Annotated in this window: 14 protein-coding genes; 8 read left to right on the forward strand and 6 right to left on the reverse strand. The window is 65.6% G+C overall.

Annotation, left to right across the window (positions count from 1 at the left end):
* Positions 1-86 precede the first annotated feature (86 nt).
* A complete protein-coding gene (locus ACFWCF_RS09280; protein WP_378560003.1) occupies positions 87-1424 on the forward strand; it encodes an MFS transporter in 1338 nt (445 codons plus the stop codon).
* Between the two features lie 3 nt (positions 1425-1427).
* Positions 1428-3326 (forward strand): FAD-dependent oxidoreductase, encoded by a 1899-nt coding sequence (locus tag ACFWCF_RS09285; protein ID WP_378560006.1) that lies wholly within the window; start codon positions 1428-1430, stop codon positions 3324-3326.
* Between the two features lie 83 nt (positions 3327-3409).
* Here the strand turns inward: ACFWCF_RS09285 and ACFWCF_RS09290 are convergent, their stop codons facing one another.
* The gene (locus ACFWCF_RS09290) at positions 3410-4069 is read right to left on the reverse strand and encodes an SDR family oxidoreductase (RefSeq protein WP_378560009.1); all 660 of its coding nucleotides are present in this window, start codon (positions 4067-4069) and stop codon (positions 3410-3412) included.
* 80 nt (positions 4070-4149) lie between these two features.
* Positions 4150-5346 carry an FAD-dependent monooxygenase gene (locus tag ACFWCF_RS09295; protein ID WP_378560012.1) on the reverse strand — a complete coding sequence of 399 codons (1197 nt, stop codon included), beginning with the start codon at positions 5344-5346 and terminating at the stop codon, positions 4150-4152.
* Between the two features lie 115 nt (positions 5347-5461).
* Here ACFWCF_RS09295 and ACFWCF_RS09300 point away from each other — a divergent pair, with 115 nt between their 5' ends.
* From ACFWCF_RS09300 to ACFWCF_RS09315, 4 genes are read left to right on the forward strand one after another with little or no spacing between them, the layout of a single operon-like run.
* Positions 5462-6334 carry an IclR family transcriptional regulator gene (locus ACFWCF_RS09300; RefSeq protein ID WP_378560015.1) on the forward strand — a complete coding sequence of 291 codons (873 nt, stop codon included), beginning with the start codon at positions 5462-5464 and terminating at the stop codon, positions 6332-6334.
* Positions 6335-6390: 56 nt separating this feature from the next.
* Positions 6391-7461: a cupin domain-containing protein gene (locus tag ACFWCF_RS09305; RefSeq protein ID WP_378560018.1), complete on the forward strand. Its 1071-nt coding sequence runs from the start codon at positions 6391-6393 to the stop codon at positions 7459-7461.
* A gap of 5 nt (positions 7462-7466) precedes the next feature.
* The gene (locus ACFWCF_RS09310) at positions 7467-8288 is read left to right on the forward strand and encodes a fumarylacetoacetate hydrolase family protein (protein ID WP_378560021.1); all 822 of its coding nucleotides are present in this window, start codon (positions 7467-7469) and stop codon (positions 8286-8288) included.
* A 12-nt stretch (positions 8289-8300) separates the two neighbouring features.
* Positions 8301-9014, forward strand: coding sequence for a maleylpyruvate isomerase family mycothiol-dependent enzyme (locus ACFWCF_RS09315; protein WP_378560024.1), 714 nt, complete (start codon positions 8301-8303; stop codon positions 9012-9014).
* Between the two features lie 117 nt (positions 9015-9131).
* Here ACFWCF_RS09315 and ACFWCF_RS09320 read toward each other — a convergent pair whose 3' ends face one another.
* From ACFWCF_RS09320 to ACFWCF_RS09330, 3 genes are all read right to left on the reverse strand, one after another.
* A complete protein-coding gene (locus ACFWCF_RS09320) occupies positions 9132-9509 on the reverse strand; it encodes an excalibur calcium-binding domain-containing protein (protein WP_378560026.1) in 378 nt (125 codons plus the stop codon).
* A 112-nt stretch (positions 9510-9621) separates the two neighbouring features.
* Positions 9622-11565, reverse strand: coding sequence for a ketoacyl-ACP synthase III (locus ACFWCF_RS09325; RefSeq protein ID WP_378560029.1), 1944 nt, complete (start codon positions 11563-11565; stop codon positions 9622-9624).
* Between the two features lie 50 nt (positions 11566-11615).
* Complete coding sequence (locus tag ACFWCF_RS09330) at positions 11616-12446, reverse strand: 3-oxoacyl-ACP reductase family protein (protein ID WP_378560032.1); 831 nt, start codon at positions 12444-12446, stop codon at positions 11616-11618.
* Between the two features lie 691 nt (positions 12447-13137).
* On the opposite strand from ACFWCF_RS09330, the gene ACFWCF_RS09335 reads away from it, so the two are divergent.
* On the forward strand, positions 13138-13899 hold the full coding sequence (locus tag ACFWCF_RS09335) for an alpha/beta fold hydrolase (RefSeq protein ID WP_378560257.1): 762 nt from the start codon (positions 13138-13140) through the stop codon (positions 13897-13899).
* A gap of 98 nt (positions 13900-13997) precedes the next feature.
* Entirely contained in the window at positions 13998-14405 is a 408-nt protein-coding gene (locus tag ACFWCF_RS09340) for a hypothetical protein (protein WP_378560035.1), read from the forward strand.
* Positions 14406-14472: 67 nt separating this feature from the next.
* Here the strand turns inward: ACFWCF_RS09340 and ACFWCF_RS09345 are convergent, their stop codons facing one another.
* On the reverse strand, positions 14473-19950 hold the full coding sequence (locus ACFWCF_RS09345) for a carboxyl transferase domain-containing protein (RefSeq protein ID WP_378560260.1): 5478 nt from the start codon (positions 19948-19950) through the stop codon (positions 14473-14475).
* Positions 19951-20543: the final 593 nt, after the last annotated feature.

A 20543-nucleotide genomic window follows, 5' to 3' on the forward strand; every position in this document is an offset into this window, starting at 1 on the left:
GACCGCCCTCATGATGGCTGTACCGCGTCCGAACGCTCGTTAATCGGATCCGTTCCAATTCACTTGGCCGAAGGGCACCCGTACTCATGACCGTTCTTGACTCGACGCCTCAGACGTCGGCAAAAGCGGCGCGCAAAGCCGCGCTCGGCAGCTTCGTCGGCACCGCCATCGAGTGGTACGACTTCTTCATCTACGGAACCGCGGCGGCGCTGGTCCTAGGGCCTCAGTTCTTCCCGGGTTCGTCGGATGTCGCCGGAACCCTCGCAGCGTTCGCGACGCTCGCGGTCGGCTTCATCGCCCGCCCCATCGGCGGTGTGGTGATGGGTCACTTCGGTGACAAGATCGGCCGTAAGTCGATGCTCGTTACGTCGCTGCTCCTCATGGGCTTCGCCACGGTAGCCATCGGCCTGCTGCCGAACTACGACGCCATCGGCGTGGCGGCCCCGATCCTCCTCGTGGCCCTGCGCTTCATCCAGGGTCTCGGCGTGGGCGGTGAGTGGGGCGGCGCAGTGCTCGTCGCGACCGAGAATGCTCCCGCAGGCAAACGTGGTCTCTACGGCGCTGCGCCTCAGTTGGGTGTGCCCGCAGGTGTGCTGCTCGCGAACCTGGTCTACCTTCCGCTGACCGCGTTCCTGAGCGAAGATGCCTTCAACTCGTGGGGCTGGCGCGTGCCGTTCCTCATGTCGGCTGTCCTCGTCTTCGTTGCCATGTGGATCCGTCTCGGGCTCGAGGAGAGCGCCGAGTTCAAGGCCACCAAGGAAGCTCCCTCCGATGTAGACGACAAGATGCCGATCCTCGAGGTGCTCACCAAGCACTGGAAGACCGTGCTGCTGGCCGGCGGCACCTTCATCGCCACCAACGGCATCGCGTACGCCTACATGGTGTACGTGCTCAAGTACGGCGAAACCGAACTCGGCTACAGCAAGACCGCGATGCTGGCCCTACTCATCGCATCCTGCCCCTTCTGGATGGCAGGCATGGCCTACAGCGCCTGGCGCTCCGACCTCGTCGGCCGCCGCACCATCTACATCAAGGCGTCCGCTGCGCTCGTCGTCGCCGCTGCCCTGTTCTTCCCACTGATGGACACAGCAATCCTGCCGGTGATGGCTCTGGCCATGATCGCCCTCGGATTCACCCTCGGCTGCTGCGCCGGCCCGCAGTCCGCGCTGTTCGCCGAACTGTTCCCCGCCAAGATCCGCTACAGCGGAGCATCCCTCGGCTACCAGGTCGGTGCGATCCTCGGCGGTGGCCTCGCGCCCATGGTCGCGACCTCGCTGTTCGCCGCGACCGGCACCTCCATGTCCATCACCGGCTACTTCGTGCTGATCGCCCTGATCAGCCTCATGAGCATCCTGCTCCTGCGTGTGCCGTCCGCAGGCACCGGCACCGAGCAGGCTCAGTCCCCCTCGCAGGAAGGTGTCTGACCCATGTCGACCTACTACCAGCCTCCCAAGTACCCCGCGTCGACGTTCGAGTCGATGACGCCGTCCGACGAGACGCTCCCCGTCGTCGTCGTGGGTGCCGGACCGGTCGGCATGGCCACCGCACTCGGACTCGCACAGCGCGGCATCCCCGTCACCATCATCGAGGCCGCCGACCAGGTGTCCTTCGGTAGCCGCGCGATCTGCATCTCCCGGCACAGCCTCGAAGCCGCCGGTCGACTCGGATTCGGCACGGAACTCGAGAAGATCGTGCTCCCGTGGGTCGGTGGCCGCAGCTACTACCGCGACGAGCAAGTCCTGCACTTCGAGATGCCGCTGCGCGACTTCGACGTGCGCCCGCCCATGATCAACGTCTCCCAGTCGGAGTTCGAGCAGATCATGGTCGACACCATCGAGCAGAACCCCCTCATCACCCTGTACTGGCAGACGTCCATCGCAGGCATCCTGCGCGGCGACGACGAGGTCACCCTCGAGGTCGACACCGCCGACGGCAAGCGTCACCTGCGCGCCCGCTACGTCGTCGCAGCCGACGGTGGCCGCAGCCGCATGCGCGAGCTCGCAGGCCTGCGTCTGCAGGGCACCAGCTACGAAGGCCGCTACGTCATCGCCGACATCCACTGGGAGTCGGATCTGCCCGCAGAGCGGATGGTGTGGTTCGACCCGCCGAGCAACCCCGGCTCGACGATCATCATGCACAAGCAGCCCGGCAACATCTGGCGCATCGACTACCAGCTCGACCCGTCCGAGGACGCCGAGATCGAGACCCAGGAAGACGCCATCCGGGCCCGCATCGCCAAGCACCTCGACTGGCTGCAGAACGACCTGCCGTGGACCCTCGAGTGGAAAGGCTTCTACAGCGCCCGCGCCCTCGCACTCGACGAGTTCACGCACGGACGCCTCCTGTTCGCCGGCGACGCAGCACACCTCGTCCCGATCTTCGGCGTGCGCGGCCTGAACTCCGGCATGGAAGACGCCGAGACCCTCGCGTGGCAGCTCGCCGCCGTGATCAACGGCAACGCCGACACGGCCCTGCTGCAGGCGTACTCCTTCGAACGGCACAACGCGTGGGAGCAGAACGTCGCCAACGCAGGCAAGTCCACGCTCATCATGAGCCCGGGAAGCCACGGATACCGCACCACGCGCGACGCGGTACTCGCGCTCGCAGTGAGTCGCCCCGAGTTCGGTCACCTGATCAACCCGCGCCAGTCCAGCGCGACCCATGCTCGGCTCTCGCCGCTCACGTGGTCGGTTGCTGCCGGTGCCGAAGGGGTGCTTCCGGGCGACCCGGTCGAGGACCGCAAGGTTCGCATCGAGGGTGTCGACACCTCGCTCAACGTCGCGCGTGGTACCGGTTTCGCAGTGCTCGGTGTCGGGCTCGACGAGGCAGGCAGCGTCGCGCTTGCGATCGCGGCCACTGAACTCGGGTCCGCTCTGTCGCCCGAGAGCGTGCGCGCACTCGCCGTCGACAGTGCTTCCGCCGACGGGGTCACCGTCCTCGACGCTGCCGACCTGGCGGATGCGCTCGGCGCGACCGCCGGCGAAGCATTCGTCATCCGTCCCGACGGACTGCTGCTGTGCCGCGTGCCGGTCGCGCAGCTGCCCGGTGTCGCGGGCGCGCTGCGGTCCGGTGCCGCACCGGCCGGTGACGCGCTGCCCGCGCGTCCGGCCGAGCACGTCACCGAGGACGAGCAGCGTCGTGAGAACGTGTGGCTGGGCCTGTCCACCGCACTCGACCAGGTCGCCGAGGACGATCGCGAAGGGTTCCTCACCCGACTTGCGCTGATGCTCGGATCCCAGGTCGATCACCGGCAGTTCGAGGAGGCCATCGCGGCTGCCTCCGACACCTCCCCGGTGCGCGTCGAGGAGCTGGTTCCGCAGGCCTGACACCCGCTCCGGTTTGACCGAATGTCACCTTCATCCATTCCGATGGTATGAGGGTGACATTCGGCCATTCGCGTTCGGACGGTCTAGCGCAGCGCGTCGAGGGCTTCCTCGATCGGAGTGTCGCCGTTGTTGAATTCGATGGTGCGACCCACGGTTTCAGGGCGTTCGAGCACCGCTGCGACGACGGCCGCGACATCCGCGCGCGTCACCTCGCCCTTGTCGCTCGCACCCTGGCCACCGATCTCGATCCGTCCGGTCGGTGCCTCGAGCGTGAGGAGGCTCGGTCCCAGAATCGTCCAGTCGAGTTCGGTGCCGCGCAGGTGTGTGTCGGCGGCGGACTTGGCTTCGGCATACGCGTAGAAACTGTTGTCCTCGGGCACCCCGTGGTCCGGGCGTGCTCCGAAGTACGACACCATCACGTACCGGCGCACGCCCGCCTCCTGCGCGGCTGTCATCGACTCGATCGCGGCATCGCGGTCCACGGAGTACGTGCGGGCGGGGTCGCCGCCGCCGGCACCGGCCGACCACACCACCGCGTCGTGACCTCGCAGCAGTTCGGCGAGCGCCGTGATGTCGAGTTGTTCGACGTCGGCGATGACCGGTGTGGCGCCTGCCGCTCGTACGTCGTCGGCGTGGTCGGGGTTGCGGATGAACGCACTGGTCTCGTGGCCGGCGTCGGAGAGCAGTCGCTCGAGGTGCAGCGCGACCTTGCCGTGTCCGCCGAAGAGTGCGATGCGTGCCATGTCGGGTGCTCCTTGTGTTCCGGGGATCGGGTGCACCTCCCAGCATGCCTGCTGATCGCAACAGCGGCCGAGCTGTGGGTTCAGCGCTTGCGGTCGGAGCTGTAACCCCAGAGCCAGTCGGTGTACTTGTAGCTCGACGTGTCGCGGGTGCGGAACAGTTCGTTGCGCGCCTCACGGCCGGCGCCGTCGAGGTGCCACAGATCGCCCCACATGCGGCCGACCGTGAGGATGCGGTTGCAGCGCGGTGCGCGTTCGGCGTTCACGTCGCGCAGGATCCTCGGCCAGTTCTTCGTGTCTCCTCGAAGGTCCTCGGCGGCATAGTCGGCCAGGCACCTGGCGTCCTCGAGGGCCATAACGGCGCCCGACGCCAGATACTGCAGCGGCGGGTGGGCGGCGTCGCCGAGAAGGAGCATGCGGCCGTCGACCCAGTTGTCGACCGGGTTGCGGTCGAACATCGGCCACCAGCGGTCGGTCCACAGGTATTTCAGCGCTTCCTTGACCGAGTCGTGGCAGTGGTCGTAGGCGTGTGCCAGCTCTTCCGGGCTTCCCCATGTCTCCTCGCCGCGCAGAAACGCGGGAGACTGGAAGACGGCAACCTGGTTGAGCATCTCGCCGCCCCGCAGCGGGTACTGGATGAAGTGGCAGCGCGGGCCGATGTAACCGACGACGTCCTCGATCTCTTCCTCGAGCGGAACCTCGTTCATCGGGAAGGTGCCGCGGAACGCAACGTAACCGGAGCCGACGGGCTTGTCGTCGTGAAGTTTCGGACGCAGACGTGAGTGCAGGCCGTCCATGCCGAGTGCCACGTCGCCGACGTGTTCGGAGCCGTCCTCGAGGATGACGCGCACCCGGTCGCCCTCGGTCACCACGTCGTTCACGGACGAGTTGACGCGCAGGTCTGCGCCGGCCTTGCGAGCAGCCTCCACGAGCACGGAATGCAGGTCGGAGCGGTGAACCACGAAGTACACGCCGCCGTAGTGCTCTTGGTACTCGCGACCGAGATCGACCTTGGTCAGGATCTCGGAGGTCACGGCATCGCGGAAGACGAGGTTCTTGGGCAGGACGCCCTTGGCGATCACCTCGTCGTAGACGCCGAGCGACTGGAGGATGCGGCTGCCGTGCGGTCCGATCTGAAGGCCGGCGCCGACCTCACCGAATTCGGGGGCACGCTCGAAGAGTGTGACCTCCGCGCCTTTGAGCGCCAGGGCGAGAGCATTGGCGACGCCGCCGATGCCGCCTCCGGCAATGAGTACCCGTGCGTCCTTCAGGTCGGACATGAGACTCCTTGGATTCGAGTGTGGGTCGGTCAGTGGGACGAGCCGGCTGCGAGGCGCGCCGTGGCATTGCTCCACCTTGGGTGTGATGTGCACCGCCATGCAATAAAGTTCTGCTATGCAGAAGAAGCCGGGTCGGATCGAGCGGCCCACCTACGCCTTGGAGTCGGTCGACAACGCACTTCGCCTGCTTCAGATGCTGCGCGATGTGGGCGCGCTGAGATTGAAGGACGCCGCCGACGAGCTCGGCACGGCGCCGTCGACCGCGCATCGTCTGCTCGCCATGCTGGTCTACCGCGGGTTCGCGGTGCAGGACGAGAAGCGGATCTATCATCCCGGGCCTGCGATGGGGGTGGGGCCTGCGCGGCAGGGCTGGACCCGCGAGTTCACCGAGCTCGGCCGGCCTCATATGGAGGCGCTCGCCTCGCTGGCAGGGGAGACGATCAACCTCGTCATCCGAGTCGGATCGCAGGCGCGATTCCTGTGGACGGCGGAGACGGAGTCGATCCTCCGGGTGGGCGACCGGCAGGGTCAGGTGCTTCCGGCCGAGCTCACAGCGGGTGGACGGATCCTGCTGGCCGAGCAGCCGCGCACAGTTCTCGAACAGTTGTATCTGCGACCGGCCGACGAGCCACATATCGATCGTGGTCCTTCTCCCGCGTACGAAACCGATCGGAGGATGGCGATCGGGGAGTTCGAGGTGTTCGTCCACGAGCTCGATGCTGCGCGCAAGCTGGGGTTCGCCGTGAACGTCGAGCACACGGAGGAAGGCGTCGCGGCGCTCGGCGTGGCGATTCGCAACGGCAGTGGTCGGGCGATCGGGGCGCTCACGGCGGCGGTGCCCATCAACCGGTACCGGACGCATCTGCGTGGGCAGCTGGTCAACCAGATACACGCCGCTGTTCGCGGTCTCCAAGTAGACGTCGCGGGCATCGAACCCACCGAGTTTCGACATTCTGTAGAGCAGAAATCTATTCCACTTCAGGAGTGACCCGACATACGTTGGGTGCACGCCGGACATGTGCTGCACGCGTGACGAGGAGAACAATGACCGCCCCCGAACCCATCGACCCCGAGGTCCAGAAGCTCTACGACGACTTCGCGACCGAGAATCTCAATCCGCTGTGGACGCAGCTCGGCGACCTGATGCCGATGGCGCCGGCCTCCAAGGCCGTGCCGTTCGTCTGGAAGTGGTCGACGCTGTACCCGCTCGCCCAGCGCGCCGGTGATCTCGTGCCGGTCGGTCGCGGCGGCGAACGTCGTGCGATCGCGCTCGCGAACCCCGGCCTCGGTGGCGTTCCCTATGTCACGCCTACTCTGTGGGCAGCGATCCAGTACCTCGGGCCGAAGGAAACCGCGCCCGAACACCGCCACTCGCAGAACGCTTTCCGCTTCGTCGTGGAGGGCGAGGGCGTGTGGACCGTCGTCAACGGCGACCCGGTCGCGATGCGCCGCGGCGACTTCCTGCTGACCCCCGGCTGGAACTTCCACGGTCACCACAACGAGACCGATCAGCCGATGGCATGGATCGACGGGCTCGACATTCCTTTCGTCCACTACACCGACACCGGGTTCTTCGAATTCGGGTCCGACGGTGTGACCGACGAGAGCACCCCGGACATCTCCCGCTCCGAGCGGCTGTGGGTGCACCCCGGTCTACGTCCGCTCGTCGGACTCGACCGCAAGACCAGCTCACCGATCGCGTGCTACCGCTGGGTCCACACCGACCGCGCTCTCGATGAGCAGCTGGCGCTCGAGGACGAGGGCTACGCAGCGACAACGGAACCCGGCCACGCCGCGATCCGCTACACCAACCCCACGACCGGTGGCGACGTCATGCCGACGATCCGCGCCGAGTTCCACCGTCTCCGCGCCGGCGCGCACACGCGGAAGCGCCGCGATGTCGGCTCCGTGGTGTTCCAGGTCTTCACCGGCCAGGGCCGTTTCCACCTCGGCGATCAGAGTCACGATGTCGTCAAGGGCGACATGATCGTGGTGCCGTCCTGGACGGAGTGGTCGCTCGAAACCGACAACGGCATCGACCTGTTCGCGTTCTCGGACGCACCGATCGTGGAGCGTCTCCACTTCAACCGCACCATCATCTCCGAAGGAGCCTGAAACTCATGCGATTCGCCACTCTCCGCCTCGACGGCACGACCGCTGCCGTGAGGGTGGACAGCGACTCGGCCGCAACCGTGATCGACGGTTACGCCGACCTGTCCGCGCTACTCGACAATGCAGACTGGAAGTCCGTCGCCGAGAAGGCTTCGGGTAAGACCGTCGATCTCGCGAACGCCGACTACGCACCCGTGGTGCCCAGCCCCGGCAAGATCGTGTGCGTCGGCCTGAACTACGCAACGCACATCAAGGAGATGGGCCGCGACCTCCCCGAGTTCCCGACCCTGTTCTCGAAGTTCAAGGAAGCCCTCACCGGCCCCTACGACGATGTGATCGTGCCCGAATACGCAGGTGCGCAGCTCGATTGGGAAGCGGAACTCGCCGTCGTCATCGGCAAGCAGGCGTACCAGGTCAGCGAGGACAACGCTGCCGACTACATTGCGGGCTACTCGGTCATCAACGACTACACGATGCGCGATTACCAGTACCGCACGCTGCAGTGGGATCAGGGCAAGACCTTCGAGAAGAGCAGCGGTTTCGGTCCGTTCCTCGACACCGATTACACGCTCGGTACCAAGATCGAGACGATCCTCGAGGGTGAGGTCATGCAGTCCTCGAACACTCGGGACCTGGTGTTCACCCCGGCCAAGCTCGTCGACTACATCTCGCACATTGTCACGCTGCAGCCCGGCGACGTCATCATCACCGGCACCACCGGCGGCGTCGGCCACGCCCGCAAGCCTGCGCGGTACATCCAGAACGGCGAGACCGTCGAGGTCACCATCGAGGGCCTCGGCACCGTCAAGAACAAGACGATCATCAAATAGGAGAACCCGGACGTGGGATTCAACGATCTCGAACTCTCCGAGCGTCTGCTGATCGCCCGGCACGGCACGGCATATCTGTCGCAGCGGCTCGCGGAGCTGACCGATGACGAACTGGACGGCCCCACCCTGCTCGAGGGGTGGACCCGTCGGCACCTCGTTGCGCACGTCGGCTACAACGCCGCGGCCCTGTGCCGGCTCATGGACTGGGCTGCAACAGGTGTCGAGACCCCGATGTACGCGTCGACCGAACAACGCGGCCAGGAGATCGCCGAGGGATCCACACTGAGCCCCGCGGCGCTCCGGAACCTGTTCGCCCACACCGTCGCACGACTCGACGAGAAGTGGCGGAACCTGCCGGAGGCGGCATGGCAGGCGGAGGTGCGTACCGCGCAGGGGCGACTTGTTCCTGCGGAGGAGACCGCGTGGATGCGCACCCGTGAGGTGTGGATCCACGCAGTCGATCTCGACAACGGGGGTCGCTTCGGTGACTTCCCGCAGGTTGTTCTCGAGTCATTGCTCGACGACATTGTCGGAATGTGGCGCAAGAAGGATCTCGGTGCGGGTATCGCGGTCGAGGTCGAGGGCAACACTCCGATCGTGGTGAAGGAGGACACCGAGATCACCCACAAGGTACAGGGTTCTCTTCCCGCTGTCGTGCTCTGGGCCGCAGGCCGAGGCGCGGTTGGGGTCGAGGGCGGCGAGCTCAACCCTCCGCGCTGGCTCTGACCCTCGACGAAAGTTCCCGACCCCGTGCGCGTTTCCGGTAGCTGTAGCTGCCGGAAACGCGCACGGGTGTTTACGCTTGACGGTCCCTCGACGAGCCGGGGGCCGGGGCCAGAACGATCAGCGAGGATCGCGTTCGCAGCCGACACCGTCGTTGTCGCGGTCGAGGCGCGGAGCGTATCCGGGATCATTGCGGTAGACCGGCGCAGCTCCGGCATTCCACGCCTCGGTGCAGTTCTTGAACCCGCCGCTCGGCGCCGATCGAGGTGCAGGGGCCGGAGCCGATTGCTGCTGCGGCGCGGGGGCCGAGTGTTGTTCCGGCGCCGGGGGAGCGGACGGTGCCGGGGGCGCAAAGGGGTTCCACGAACCACTCGGAATCAGATCGGCCACACCTGTGGGGAGCAGATCGACCAAGGTGAACGCGTTCGCGGTGGCCGGAGCAGCGACCGTCAGAGCCAAGCAGCTCAGGGTCGCGGCGGTCAGGCGTCGGATCTTCATGGGGTATGCCTTTCGAATCATTTCGAGGTCATCCGGGAAATGCGACCTCGAAATGGGTATCGTCCCGTCCGCACAAAACGTTGCGAACGGGACGATCGGCACAAATGGTCTTCTAGCGGAACGCGAGCTCCACGTCGGACGGTGACGGCTGCTCATGTGTGGGATCGATGGCGGCGCGCTCTTCCGCGTCCCGGAACGGGACGACGACCTTCGGGTCGATTCGCATCACGGTGTAACCCGCTACTGCACCGGCACCGAATCCGGGAGCGAAGATGCGCACCGGCTTGTCGATGACACCGTCGCGGACAGCGTCGTGGATCGCGAGCGGGATGCTCGCCGACGACGCGTTGCCGACCTGCTCGATGTTGAAGTACAAGCGATCCGCCGACAGTCCGGCATTCGCGGCCAGCTCGATGATCATCGTTTTGTTCGCCTGGTGCGGCACGATCAAGTCGATGTTGTCGAGCAGCGTCCCGTCCTTGCCTGCCGGTGCGGGCAATTCCTTGATCTCGTCGAGCATCTGCCCCAGGTAGCGGCCGGCGAGCGACTTGACCTCGGGACCGTAGACGGTGATGAAGTTGTCGAAGTCCGGGTTGGGCCAGATGATCGAATTGACTTCGCTCGTCGGACCACTCGCGTAGCTGTTGAAATACTCGATGTCGGTTTCCGCGCCTTCTTCTGCGGGCGACACGACGATTGCCGCAGCACCGTCACCGAAGATCATGCGCGAGGGGCGCACGTTGCCGATCTTGTCGGAGAACTTCTCGACGCACACCACCAGCACCGGTCGCTTGACCTGCTGCAGGATCCGGGTCGCCTCAGCAAGGCCGTAGGGCATTCCTGCACATGCGGCAACCAGGTCGAACGACGCATGGCTCTGGGCGATGCCGAGTTCACCCGAGATCCATGTGGCGAGCGACGGGATCAGCCGTCCACTCGTGCAGGTGCACACGATGACCGCACCGATGTCCTCGGGGCCCACCTTCGCGTGCTCGACGGCCTGCTTGGCAGCGGACAATGCGAGATCCTCGAACGTGCCGGAAGTGTAGCGGCGCTGTTCGATTCCGGTCTTCTGCGCGATCGACTCGGCCGTCATGGGCGACCAGTTGTACGCGGTGTTCCGGATCAGGTCCTCGTTGGTGCAGACCGTGTCGCCGTGTGCGACCGCGATCGCGTCGATGCGCGGCCGGACGGTGAACTCCTTGGCCACGTCGACGGCCGGGTACGGCTTCGCCGGGGGCACGGGTGTCGGGCTCGTGTAGCTCACACCCTTGCGGGACTTCCCGGACGTGGCGCGGTTGATGAAGCGCTGTACTTCACGATCGCGTGGATGGAAGACGATCACGTAGTCGTCGTCCTTCAGTTCCGAGGCCTTGACGACCTCGAGATCGTTACGGTTGTACGGGTGCTGGTTGTGCAGCACCATCGACCACCGACCGAGAGCCTCGAGTTCGGCGACATCCTCACTGCTGTCGAGAACTTCGTCGTAGGTGTAGATCGGGAAGTTCGGATCGTGATTGCCGATCCGGAGCGTCATGTTCTCGTGGTGGGCGAGCAGTTGCTCGACCGTCGGCTTGACGGTGGGCAACGATCCCGCAATATGCCTACGGGATCCGAACACGTTGAACAGCCTTGCGAAAATGAGATTCTCGGCAGAGTCGTTCCAGGCGGCAGGCAATTCGTGGAAGGCAGCCTGGACGGCGGCCATCCGCTCGGCTGCGTCGGGCCACGGGGTGAGGATCGGCATGTAGATGTCGTCGCGGTTGCGGGGGACATCGGACCAACGCGTCGGAGTCTTGTCGAACATGGTGAGCGCGAAGCGATTCGCCCAGAACCCGCTCAGCGCCATGTCGCGCATGAGCTCGAACTTGGATTTGTACACACCCTGGGCGCTGCGCGAGAGGATTTCGGAGACCGACGGGGCCTTCGTGTCGAAGTCGCGGCGGATCACCGAGTCGAGATGCTCAGCGCTGGTGAACGCCGAGAAGTCGAGATCGGGAAAGAAGTTCGAGGGAAAGACGATCTTGCCGTGCCGATTGAGCTCGAATGACTGCATGTGAAGAGAAACCGTTCAGTGGAATGTGGGCTGTTAGGTGGAGTGAGCGGTCACATATCGAGTCCGCCGTTGACACCCCACACCTGACCGGTGATGTACGACGAGGCATCTGCAGCGAGGAAGTGGACGACGCGGGCAATCTCCTGCGGATCGGCAAGGCGCTTGACCGGGATGCTGTCGGTGATGCGGCTGAGAACCTTCTCCGGGATGCTGTCGACCATGTCGGTGGCGACGAATCCGGGGGTGACCGTGTTGACGGTGACACCGATGCTGTCAGGGGTGAGCAGACCGGCCTTGCCCAGATGGAAGGTGGCTTCCTTGGCGAGGGTCTTGGTGAGGCCGAAGAGGCCGGCCTTGGACGCCGCGTAGTTGGCCTGGCCGATGTTTCCGGTCTCGCCGATGACGGACGAGACGTTGACGATACGGCCGGTGCCACGCTCGAGCATGTGACGAAGGGCGGCCTGTGCCAGGTAGAAGGCACCGGAGAGGTTGACGGAGATGACCGTGTCCCAGTCCTCGTCCTCCATCTTCAGTACCGTGCGGTCGATGGTGATGCCGGCGTTGTTGATCAGGATGTCGAGACGACCGTGCTCAGCGATGACCTCGTCGATGGTCCGGCGGCAATCCGCGGCGTTGGCGACGTCGCCCTTGTGAACGGAGTACTTCGCGTCATCGCGGCCGTTTGCCTTCAGATCTGCCAGAAACTGATCGGCCTGCGAGGTGTTGCGTGCGTAGCCCGCAGCCACGGTTGCGCCCTGGGATGCCAGGCTACGGCTGATTGCGGAGCCGATTCCTCGGGTCCCGCCGGTGACGAACGCGACGCGTCCACGAAGCTTGTTGCCCTGGAAGGACTGTGTGGTGGGTTCGGCGGTGCTGGTCATTGTCGTCTCCTCTGACTGGCGGCGATCGCGTCAGGCACGGCGACGTGCCCTTCGGAGCTGCGTATGCCCGATGGTCGTGTGGTAGTGCGCGATTGCGAGTTATCCCCTGCATTGCGTCCGCGCCGAGCGCCCCTGCTCGTTGTTCCCTGCGCATTCAATGATGCAGTACTTCTCAGTGAATGTCATGTGGAATGTATCGCCATCGATTTCTCGTCGAAATCACCAGAATTACTAAACACGATGCAGCGCAAGGTAAGTGAATGGTTCCAGCTTCTTACTCCTGGGTACGAACATGGTGTTTGTTCGTAGTGTCTCCTCTGATGTGAACATTTGGACGCTCGCGAATCTGTTGTGGCGCACAGTATTACTTCTGGGTCAGGTCGGACTGCGATCTCCTGTCGATGATCTTGAACAGCTCAGCCAGGCGACCGAAAAGCGCTGGTGGACAGTGTTTCAGGGAATTTGTCGACCGGGGTGGGGGATAGTGGCATCTAGTGCACAAACCGATAGCACTCGGTGCCAAGAATGCTGTTCGGAATCGGCCGAGTGGTAATGCGGGTCCAATCGAAATGATTTCTGCGACAATCTGTGATGTTGGGCACAAGCGAGTCTGCTGTGTGTCGGCGACCCGCGTTTCGATGCCGTTGTGAGGTGTCCGACTGGAATGATGGTCGGCGTGACACAGACGAAGATGATCTCCACCGGTCCAACGCAACTCGAAGTGCTGGTGAACGGCACGGGGCCGGCGGTGGTCCTGTTACCGTCACTCGGCCGCGACTCCTACGAATTCGCGCCGATAGCGCGGGACCTGGAGGTCGCAGGGTTCTGCGCCCTGCGTCCCCAGCCTCGCGGAGTCGGTTCGAGCACGGGGCCTCTCGACGGGCTGGATCTGCACGACCTCGCCGGCGATGTCGCCGATGTCCTCGCGACCCTCGGGACGGGACCCGCGGTAGTGGCAGGACACGCGTTCGGTCACTATGTGGCCCGCGTGCTGGCGGTGGACCGTCCCGAACTGGTCCGAGGCGTTGCCGTGCTGGCCGCCGGCGCGCGTCGCTTTCCGTCGTCGTTGACCGCGCGCGTCGCGAAGTGCTCCGATCTCGGACTGACCGATGCCGAGCGTCTCCTTCATCTGCGTGAGGTGTTCTTCGCCGAGGGCCACGACCCCTCGGTCTGGCTCGACGGCTGGTGGCCCGACGCCATCTCCTGTCAGCGCGCCGCTATGTCCGCGACCGACAAGGAGTCGTGGTGGCCGATAGCGCCGTCCCCTCTGCTCGACGTGCAGGCCGGTGACGACGTGTTCCGCCCGGCCGATACCCGCTCGGAGCTCATCGACCGATTCGGCGCCGACCTGGTGACGACCGTCCTCATCCCCGAAAGCGGCCACGCGCTGATCCCTGAGGTCCCGCACGAGGTTGCGCGCGTTCTGGTCGAATGGATCCGCACGCTCGACTGAGATGAAGAAATCGTCATCTTCGCCTCATCGACGTCTCATCGAGGGGCGTCAGAGTAAGGGTGCACCGAACGGAACACCCTCGCGAAGGAGAGAAGATCATGGCCCTGAGCCGCACCTGGTGGGCAGCCACAGCACTGGCGACCGCGGTCGCAGCAGGCACGACAGGTTTCGTGCTTTCGAGCTCGAACGAGGCCGCACCGACCGCATCGCCGTCGACCTACACGATCTCGACGGTCGCTGATCCTTCCCCGACCGGACCGACCCAGACCACGACGCCGAATACCGCGATCGCGACGGCGTACGGAACAGGTTCTGCAGATCTCTCGAATGCGCTGCCGTCCGGTGTTCCGTTCATCGACACCAACACCTGCGACGCCTGGTTCGAAGACTGGGACGACACCGTCCCCGATTTCGTCGAGGACTTCTACGACGAGTGGGATGACCGGTGCGACGACCTCATCGACGACGACCATGACGACCAGGACGATGACAACTGGGACGACTAGATGTAACAGCGAAGCCCCGCACCGGATCTGCCATTCCGGTGCGGGGCTTCGTTCGTTCTACGGGTGCTTACGCGAGGGTTCGCGCAATGCCACGCTCGAGGGCCGCGATGATCTGCGGGCGCAGCTCGGCGGCAGGCACGATCGCGTCCACCGACCCGACCTGCTGGGCCCGCTGGATGTTGTGGATCGCCTCGAACTCCGCGGCGACCTCACCGAGCTTCTCCGACCGGACGGATGTCCGCAGCGACGCGAGCTCGACACCGAGGCGTGCCTTCTCGCCGTCCTCTGCCGAGGCCACCTGGGCTTCGAGTTCGACGATGCGCGGGTCGCTTGCCGTGCGCTTGTTGACGTCGCGGGTGAACACCACAGCCGCGGCGGGTGCGCCACCGAGCACCGAGGCGAACGAACCCTCGACCGCGAGGACCTCCATGTTCTCGTTGAGCGCTCCGGAGAACACCACGAACGCACCGCCGTGGTAGCGGGAGACCACCACGAACACGATCGGTCCGTCGAAGTTGACGATCGCTCGGCCGATCTCGGCGCCGTTTTCCAGCTGCACGTTGCGCAGCGACTCGGGAGAGCCGTCGAAGCCCGACAGGTTCGCGAGGACCACGAGCGGACGGTTGCCGCTCGCCGCGTTGATCGCGCGCGCCGTCTTCTTGGACGACTTCGGGAACAGCGTGCCCGATGTCCACTGGTCCGGCCCGTCGGTCGGGAACCAGCCCTTACGAGCGATCGCCCGCGACTCGATGCCGATGACGGAGACCGCGTGGCCACCGAGGTGCGCATCGAACACGACCGAGGTGTCGGCGTCGGCCATGTCGGCCCAGCGTTCGAGCACCGCATGGTCCTGGTCGACGACGGCCCGCATCACCGTGCGGATGTCGAACGGCTTCTTGCGATCCGGGTTGGTCTCGGACGAGAAGATGTCGCCGACGGTGGTGAAGTCGCTCGACGGGTGCACGTGCGGGTAGACGCGCACGTCGCGGTCGATCGGGTCGGTCGACTCGGCCTTGCGGGGGAACCGCTCGCCGGGAACGACGTACGCATGGGCGTAGTGCCCGAAGAGCACCTCGATCGCGGCGGACAGGTTCGGGGCCCAGTACTGCGCCTGGCCGTTCGGGCCCATGACGCGGTCGTAGCCGCCGATACCGAAGTTGTCTTCGGCCGACACGCCACCGGAGTAGTCCAGCGACTGCTTACCTGTGAGTACCATCGCGCTGTCCGGCGTCATCACCAGGATGCCCTTGGTGTGCATGAGCATCGTTGCTTCGGCGTTCCAGTACGGCTGTGCGCCGACGTTGATGCCCGTGACCACGACGTTGATCTCGCCGCCGTTCTGCGTGAACGTGATGATGCGACGCAGTGCGCGCGACACCCAGTCCATGTTCTCGGTACCCGAATCCATCGAGATCGTTGCACCGGACGACAGCGCGAACCATTCGACGGGTGCGCCGAGCTTCTCGGCGAGGTCGATGGCGGCCACGACGCGGGAGCATTCGGCCTCCGCGACGGTACCGAGTGCCTTGGTCGGGTCGCCGAACATCGCGACACGGGTCATGCCCTCGGGGTACAGCTCGGTCGCTGTGGTCACGACACCGACGATCAGGCCGGCCTTGTTGCGACCGTACGGGCGGTCGACGGGGACGAGCTCGCGGTTGTCATCGAAGTCGTACTCGACGAAGCTGCCGTCGTTGCCGGTGAGCAGCGGGATCAGCTCGTACGGGTACACGGTGTTTCGGGCGCGGGAGCGCTGCACCTTCTGCGTGTACTCGTCGAGCGGCTTGAGCGGCTCCTTCGGCGGATCGGTGAGGCCCACGACCACACCGGCACCCGAGCGGTATGAGAATCGCAGAGCGACCTCACGTGCAGGCTGCTCCGGATTATCGCGGAGCCACCCGATGACGGTAATTTCCTCGAGTCCGGCACCGACGGTGAGTGGAGCGGCGTTCTGGGCTGTCCGACGCAGTTCGTCGAATGTCAGGTCGACGAGGGGCCAGACGAACAGGACGACGCGATTGGCGTCCAGGCGGCGACCACCGCGGGCCGACTGCGCGCGCCGCATGCCGTCGAGCGAGCTCGCGAGTGCGCGCTCGAAGGCGGGCAGGCCCACGATGACGCCCGACTCGTCGAACTGCGGTGTCAGGTCTCGCACCTCGGCGAGAGCGATGAACCGCTCGTCGGACGGGTTTTCTTGCGAAACAATGTGATACAGGTACGTATCCGGATTCGCGGGGAGACGGGTGCCGTCGAAGTTCTTCAGACGCCACAGGTCGAGACGCTGGCCGGTGAGCGGGTGGATGTCGCGGATGTTGGTCTCCTCCGCGAATCCCGTCTCGTAGGGCCGGAACGTGAAGACGTGCTCCTCGGCATTGTCGGTGTGGCACACCGTGATCGTCACGCGACGCGCGGACGCGGTGACCTTCCTGGACGCCAACACGGTCTGCAACGCCTGTGCCTGCGCATCGGCTTCGACGGGAGCGTCGTCCCAGGCCAGATAGAGGTCGATGACGAGGTTTTCGGTGCTCGGCAGAGGCTTCGCGGCATCTTCGACGGAATCGAGCAGCGCAGCGAGCTCGGAGTGCCTGGCCTCGGCCGAGATGAGGTATAGACGGGTGCCGCGCAGGTCGAAGTTGCCGGTGACGAATTGGCGACCGTCGCGAACATTCGATTCCACATCCTCGAGGGTGCGGATCTTGTATGCGCGCCGCGTGATCACCTCGAGCAGCGGTCCGGGAACCGACTCGGGACGTGAAATCTGCTGGGCGAGTAGATCGATGAGCGGTTCGGGCGTCGCGACGAGCGTCTCGATCCGCTGCGCGTAGTCGGCGGAACTCTGGTGCTCGGCGAGGTAGGCGAGCGAACCGCGCACCCCGTCGTACACCTGCTCGCGGGCCTTGCGGATCACCGGCTCCTCGAAGAAGCGGTAGCGCAGGTTGCGAGCGGTGTCACCGATGACGGCGAAGCGTACCTGTGTGGCGACGATGAGCCGGTCGAGGACTTCGTTGAGTTCGTTCGACACACCTGACTCGCCGGTGCCGTGCTCGAGCCATCGGTCGAGGAGTGCCGAGACCACAGGGATCTGCGCCTCGATGCGCTCCTGCGCGCAGAACAGCCGGTAGACGGCCTCTTCGAGTTCAGGAGTGCGCTCGAGCTCGATCACGTCGTAGTGGCGCAGCGCGCGCGACAGGCGCCCGCGGAAGCTCTCGGGCAGTCCTCCGACCTCGACGTCGAGCGACTGCAGGTACCCGTGGAAGAACTCGCGGGGGCTGTGCACCTTGTCGTCGCCGGTTTCCTCGTCCTGCGTCGGACGGTTTCGCGACAGTTCGCACACGTCGGCGAACGTGGTGAGCAGAGCGAGTTCGGCGCGCACCAGGTCGCAGGACGCGGCCTTTGCGGTGAGCTGCTCGTACTCGCCGAGCAGTGTTGCGGTGCGCTCGGCCGACACGTCGTAGCCGGTGATCAGTGCTTCGAGCCGGTCGAGGCGAGCGTGGGCGTCGGCGACGGCGTCGTCGGTCAATGCAGGCGCAGCGGTGGGGAACTGCACCCGCTCGGCCACCGCGGTGGTGGTCTCCTCGGCAATCTGATCGACGCGCAGCAGCGGAGCGCCGGCGTCGACCTGGCCGTTGACGACCGCGAGGATCTCGCGGACCTTACCTGCGAACGGCGCGCGGACCGCGGTCTCCATCTTCATCGATTCGAGGACGACGAGCGTCTGACCGGACTCGACTTCGTCACCCACGGCGACGGGAACGGCGACCACGACGGCGGGCGCTGGCGTGCGCACGACCCCGGCTTCGTCCTGACTGATCTGATGACTGACGCCGTCGACCTCGACGAGGAAGTGTGCCGGGCCTGCGATCGAGACGACGTTGTGTCGCTGTCCGTCGAGGGTGAGGCGTGTTTCGTATTCGCCGAGACGCTCGATGTCGACCTCGAGTTCGGAGTCGTCGGCGCCGATGCGGTAGCGGTGCGGACCGATCTGTCCGACGAGCAACTCGTAGCCCTGGCCTTGGTAGCTCAGCTCGACCTTGCGGGTGCCGGTCTGGCCGGGGCGGGGGCGTCCGCCGCGAGCCGAGGCGAGGAAGCCGGCGCGGGCGCGGGCTTCGTCGGCGTCGTACACCTCGACCGAGGTCGCGAGGAGTGCGATGTCGGCGACCTTCGTCGGACCGGTGGCCGTGCCGACGCCGGTGCGGTCGAGCCAGCCGGTGTCGGCAGTGGCGTCGATGACCTCGCTGCGGCCCAACAGGTCGAGGAGGAACGACTTGGTGGTGGTGCCGCCGTCGAGGACGACGGTGGTCTCGCGCAGCGCAGTGCGGAGGCGAGCGAGGGCCTCGTCGCGGTCGCGGCCCCACGCGATGATCTTGGCGACCATCGAGTCGTAGTCGGGCGGGATCACGTCGCCCTGGGCGATGCCGGTGTCGACGCGCAGCCCCGAGCCGAGCGGGAACTTGAGCAGCTGCACGGTTCCGGGCGCGGGTGCGAAGCCGTTGTCGGCGTCCTCGGCGTTCAGACGGGCCTCGACGGCATGCCCGAACTCCGGCGGGCAGTCGCCGGGGAGCTTCTCACCGGCGGCGACGACGATCTGCAGCTTGACCAGGTCGATGCCGGTGGTCGCCTCGGTGATCGGGTGCTCGACCTGCAGGCGAGTGTTGACCTCGAGGAAGGTGAACATCTTCAGGTCGGGCTGGTACAGGTATTCGACGGTTCCGGCCCCACTGTAGTTCGCGGCGCGGACCAGGTCGGCGGACACCTTACGCAGCTCGTCGGCCTGCTCCTTGGTGAGCAGCGGGGAGGCGGACTCCTCGATGACCTTCTGGTTCTTGCGCTGGATGGAGCAGTCGCGCACGCCGGGGGCCCACACGTTGCCGTGGTTGTCGGCGATGACCTGCACCTCGACGTGGCGGGCATCGGTGACGAGGCGCTCGATGAACACGACCGGGTCGCCGAAGGAGCGCTCGGCCTCGCCCTGGGTGCGTTCGAGGGCGAGTTCGAGCTCGTCCTCGGCGTAGACCTTGCGGATGCCGCGTCCGCCGCCGCCGGAACGGGCCTTGATGATCAGTGGGTAGCCGATGGCCTGGGCGTGCCTGCGCGCATCGGCGCGGTTCTCGACAGGGCCGCCGGACCACGGGGCGACGGGCACGCCTACCTTCTCGGCGAGCAGCTTGGCTTCGACCTTGTCGCCGAGCAGACGCATGGCGTCGGCGGACGGGCCGATGAAGGTGATGTTCAGCCGGGCGCATACCTCGGCGAATGTGGGATCTTCGGCGACGAAGCCCCAGCCGACCCATACGGCGTCGGCCTTGGCTTCGGTCAATGCGCGCTCGAGCTCGACGTAGTCGAGGTACGGGGTTGCGGCCGTTGTGGACGGTCGGAGGGTGACGCCCTCGTCGGCCTGGCGGACGAACATGGCCCGCCGCTCGGCTTCGGTGTGCAGCGCGATCGTCGTGATGTCGTAGTTGTGCTCGGAGTTCAGCTCCCGGACTGCCCGGATGAGGCGTACGGCCGCCTCACCCCGATTGACCACTGCGATCCGTTTGAACATACTCGTTGCCACCGTTCTCCATGGTTGTGCGCAATACCGCGCTCGTCGAAGCTCAACCCCATTCGAGGAAGCCAGGTCAACCGAATGCTCGGCCCACGTCACGGGTTGCTAACGCGGCTGGAAACATGTATCGGTCGGCTCCTCGTGGTTGGCGTGGGCATGCGTGTCGGTCCCCGGCCCGTGTGCCCTGCCCCAGGGCGCCGTTGGGCGGTTCGGACGGATCGTTGCGTGAAGCCCGCGGCTGTCTGTTCTAGCAACGCCGCCCCCTGCTTCGGGTGATCCGTCCGGATAACAGCATGGAGGAAACATGAGGGTTTGTCACGTTTTGGTTCCCGGTGACCGGAGCGGGTAAGTGGCGCCCGGTTGGTAGACGGGACGTGTTGTGGGGCATGACTTCCCGGTCGAACCACTGAGACCGGCGGCGGAATTCCAACGGGTGGTGTTGGACGTACTGTGTGGTAACACCGATGAGTAACTTGCACATGGGCCGGAGTGTCTGCGGGGGTGGTCCGGAAATAACGTTGCAGGACAACGTAATTCGTCGCAGATTGGACGCCTGGACGGCACCCGGTGACGGGAGGTACCCAGTTTTC

It is taken from the genome of Rhodococcus sp. NPDC060090 (assembly GCF_042729855.1).
Classification (GTDB): Bacteria; Actinomycetota; Actinomycetes; order Mycobacteriales; family Mycobacteriaceae; genus Rhodococcus.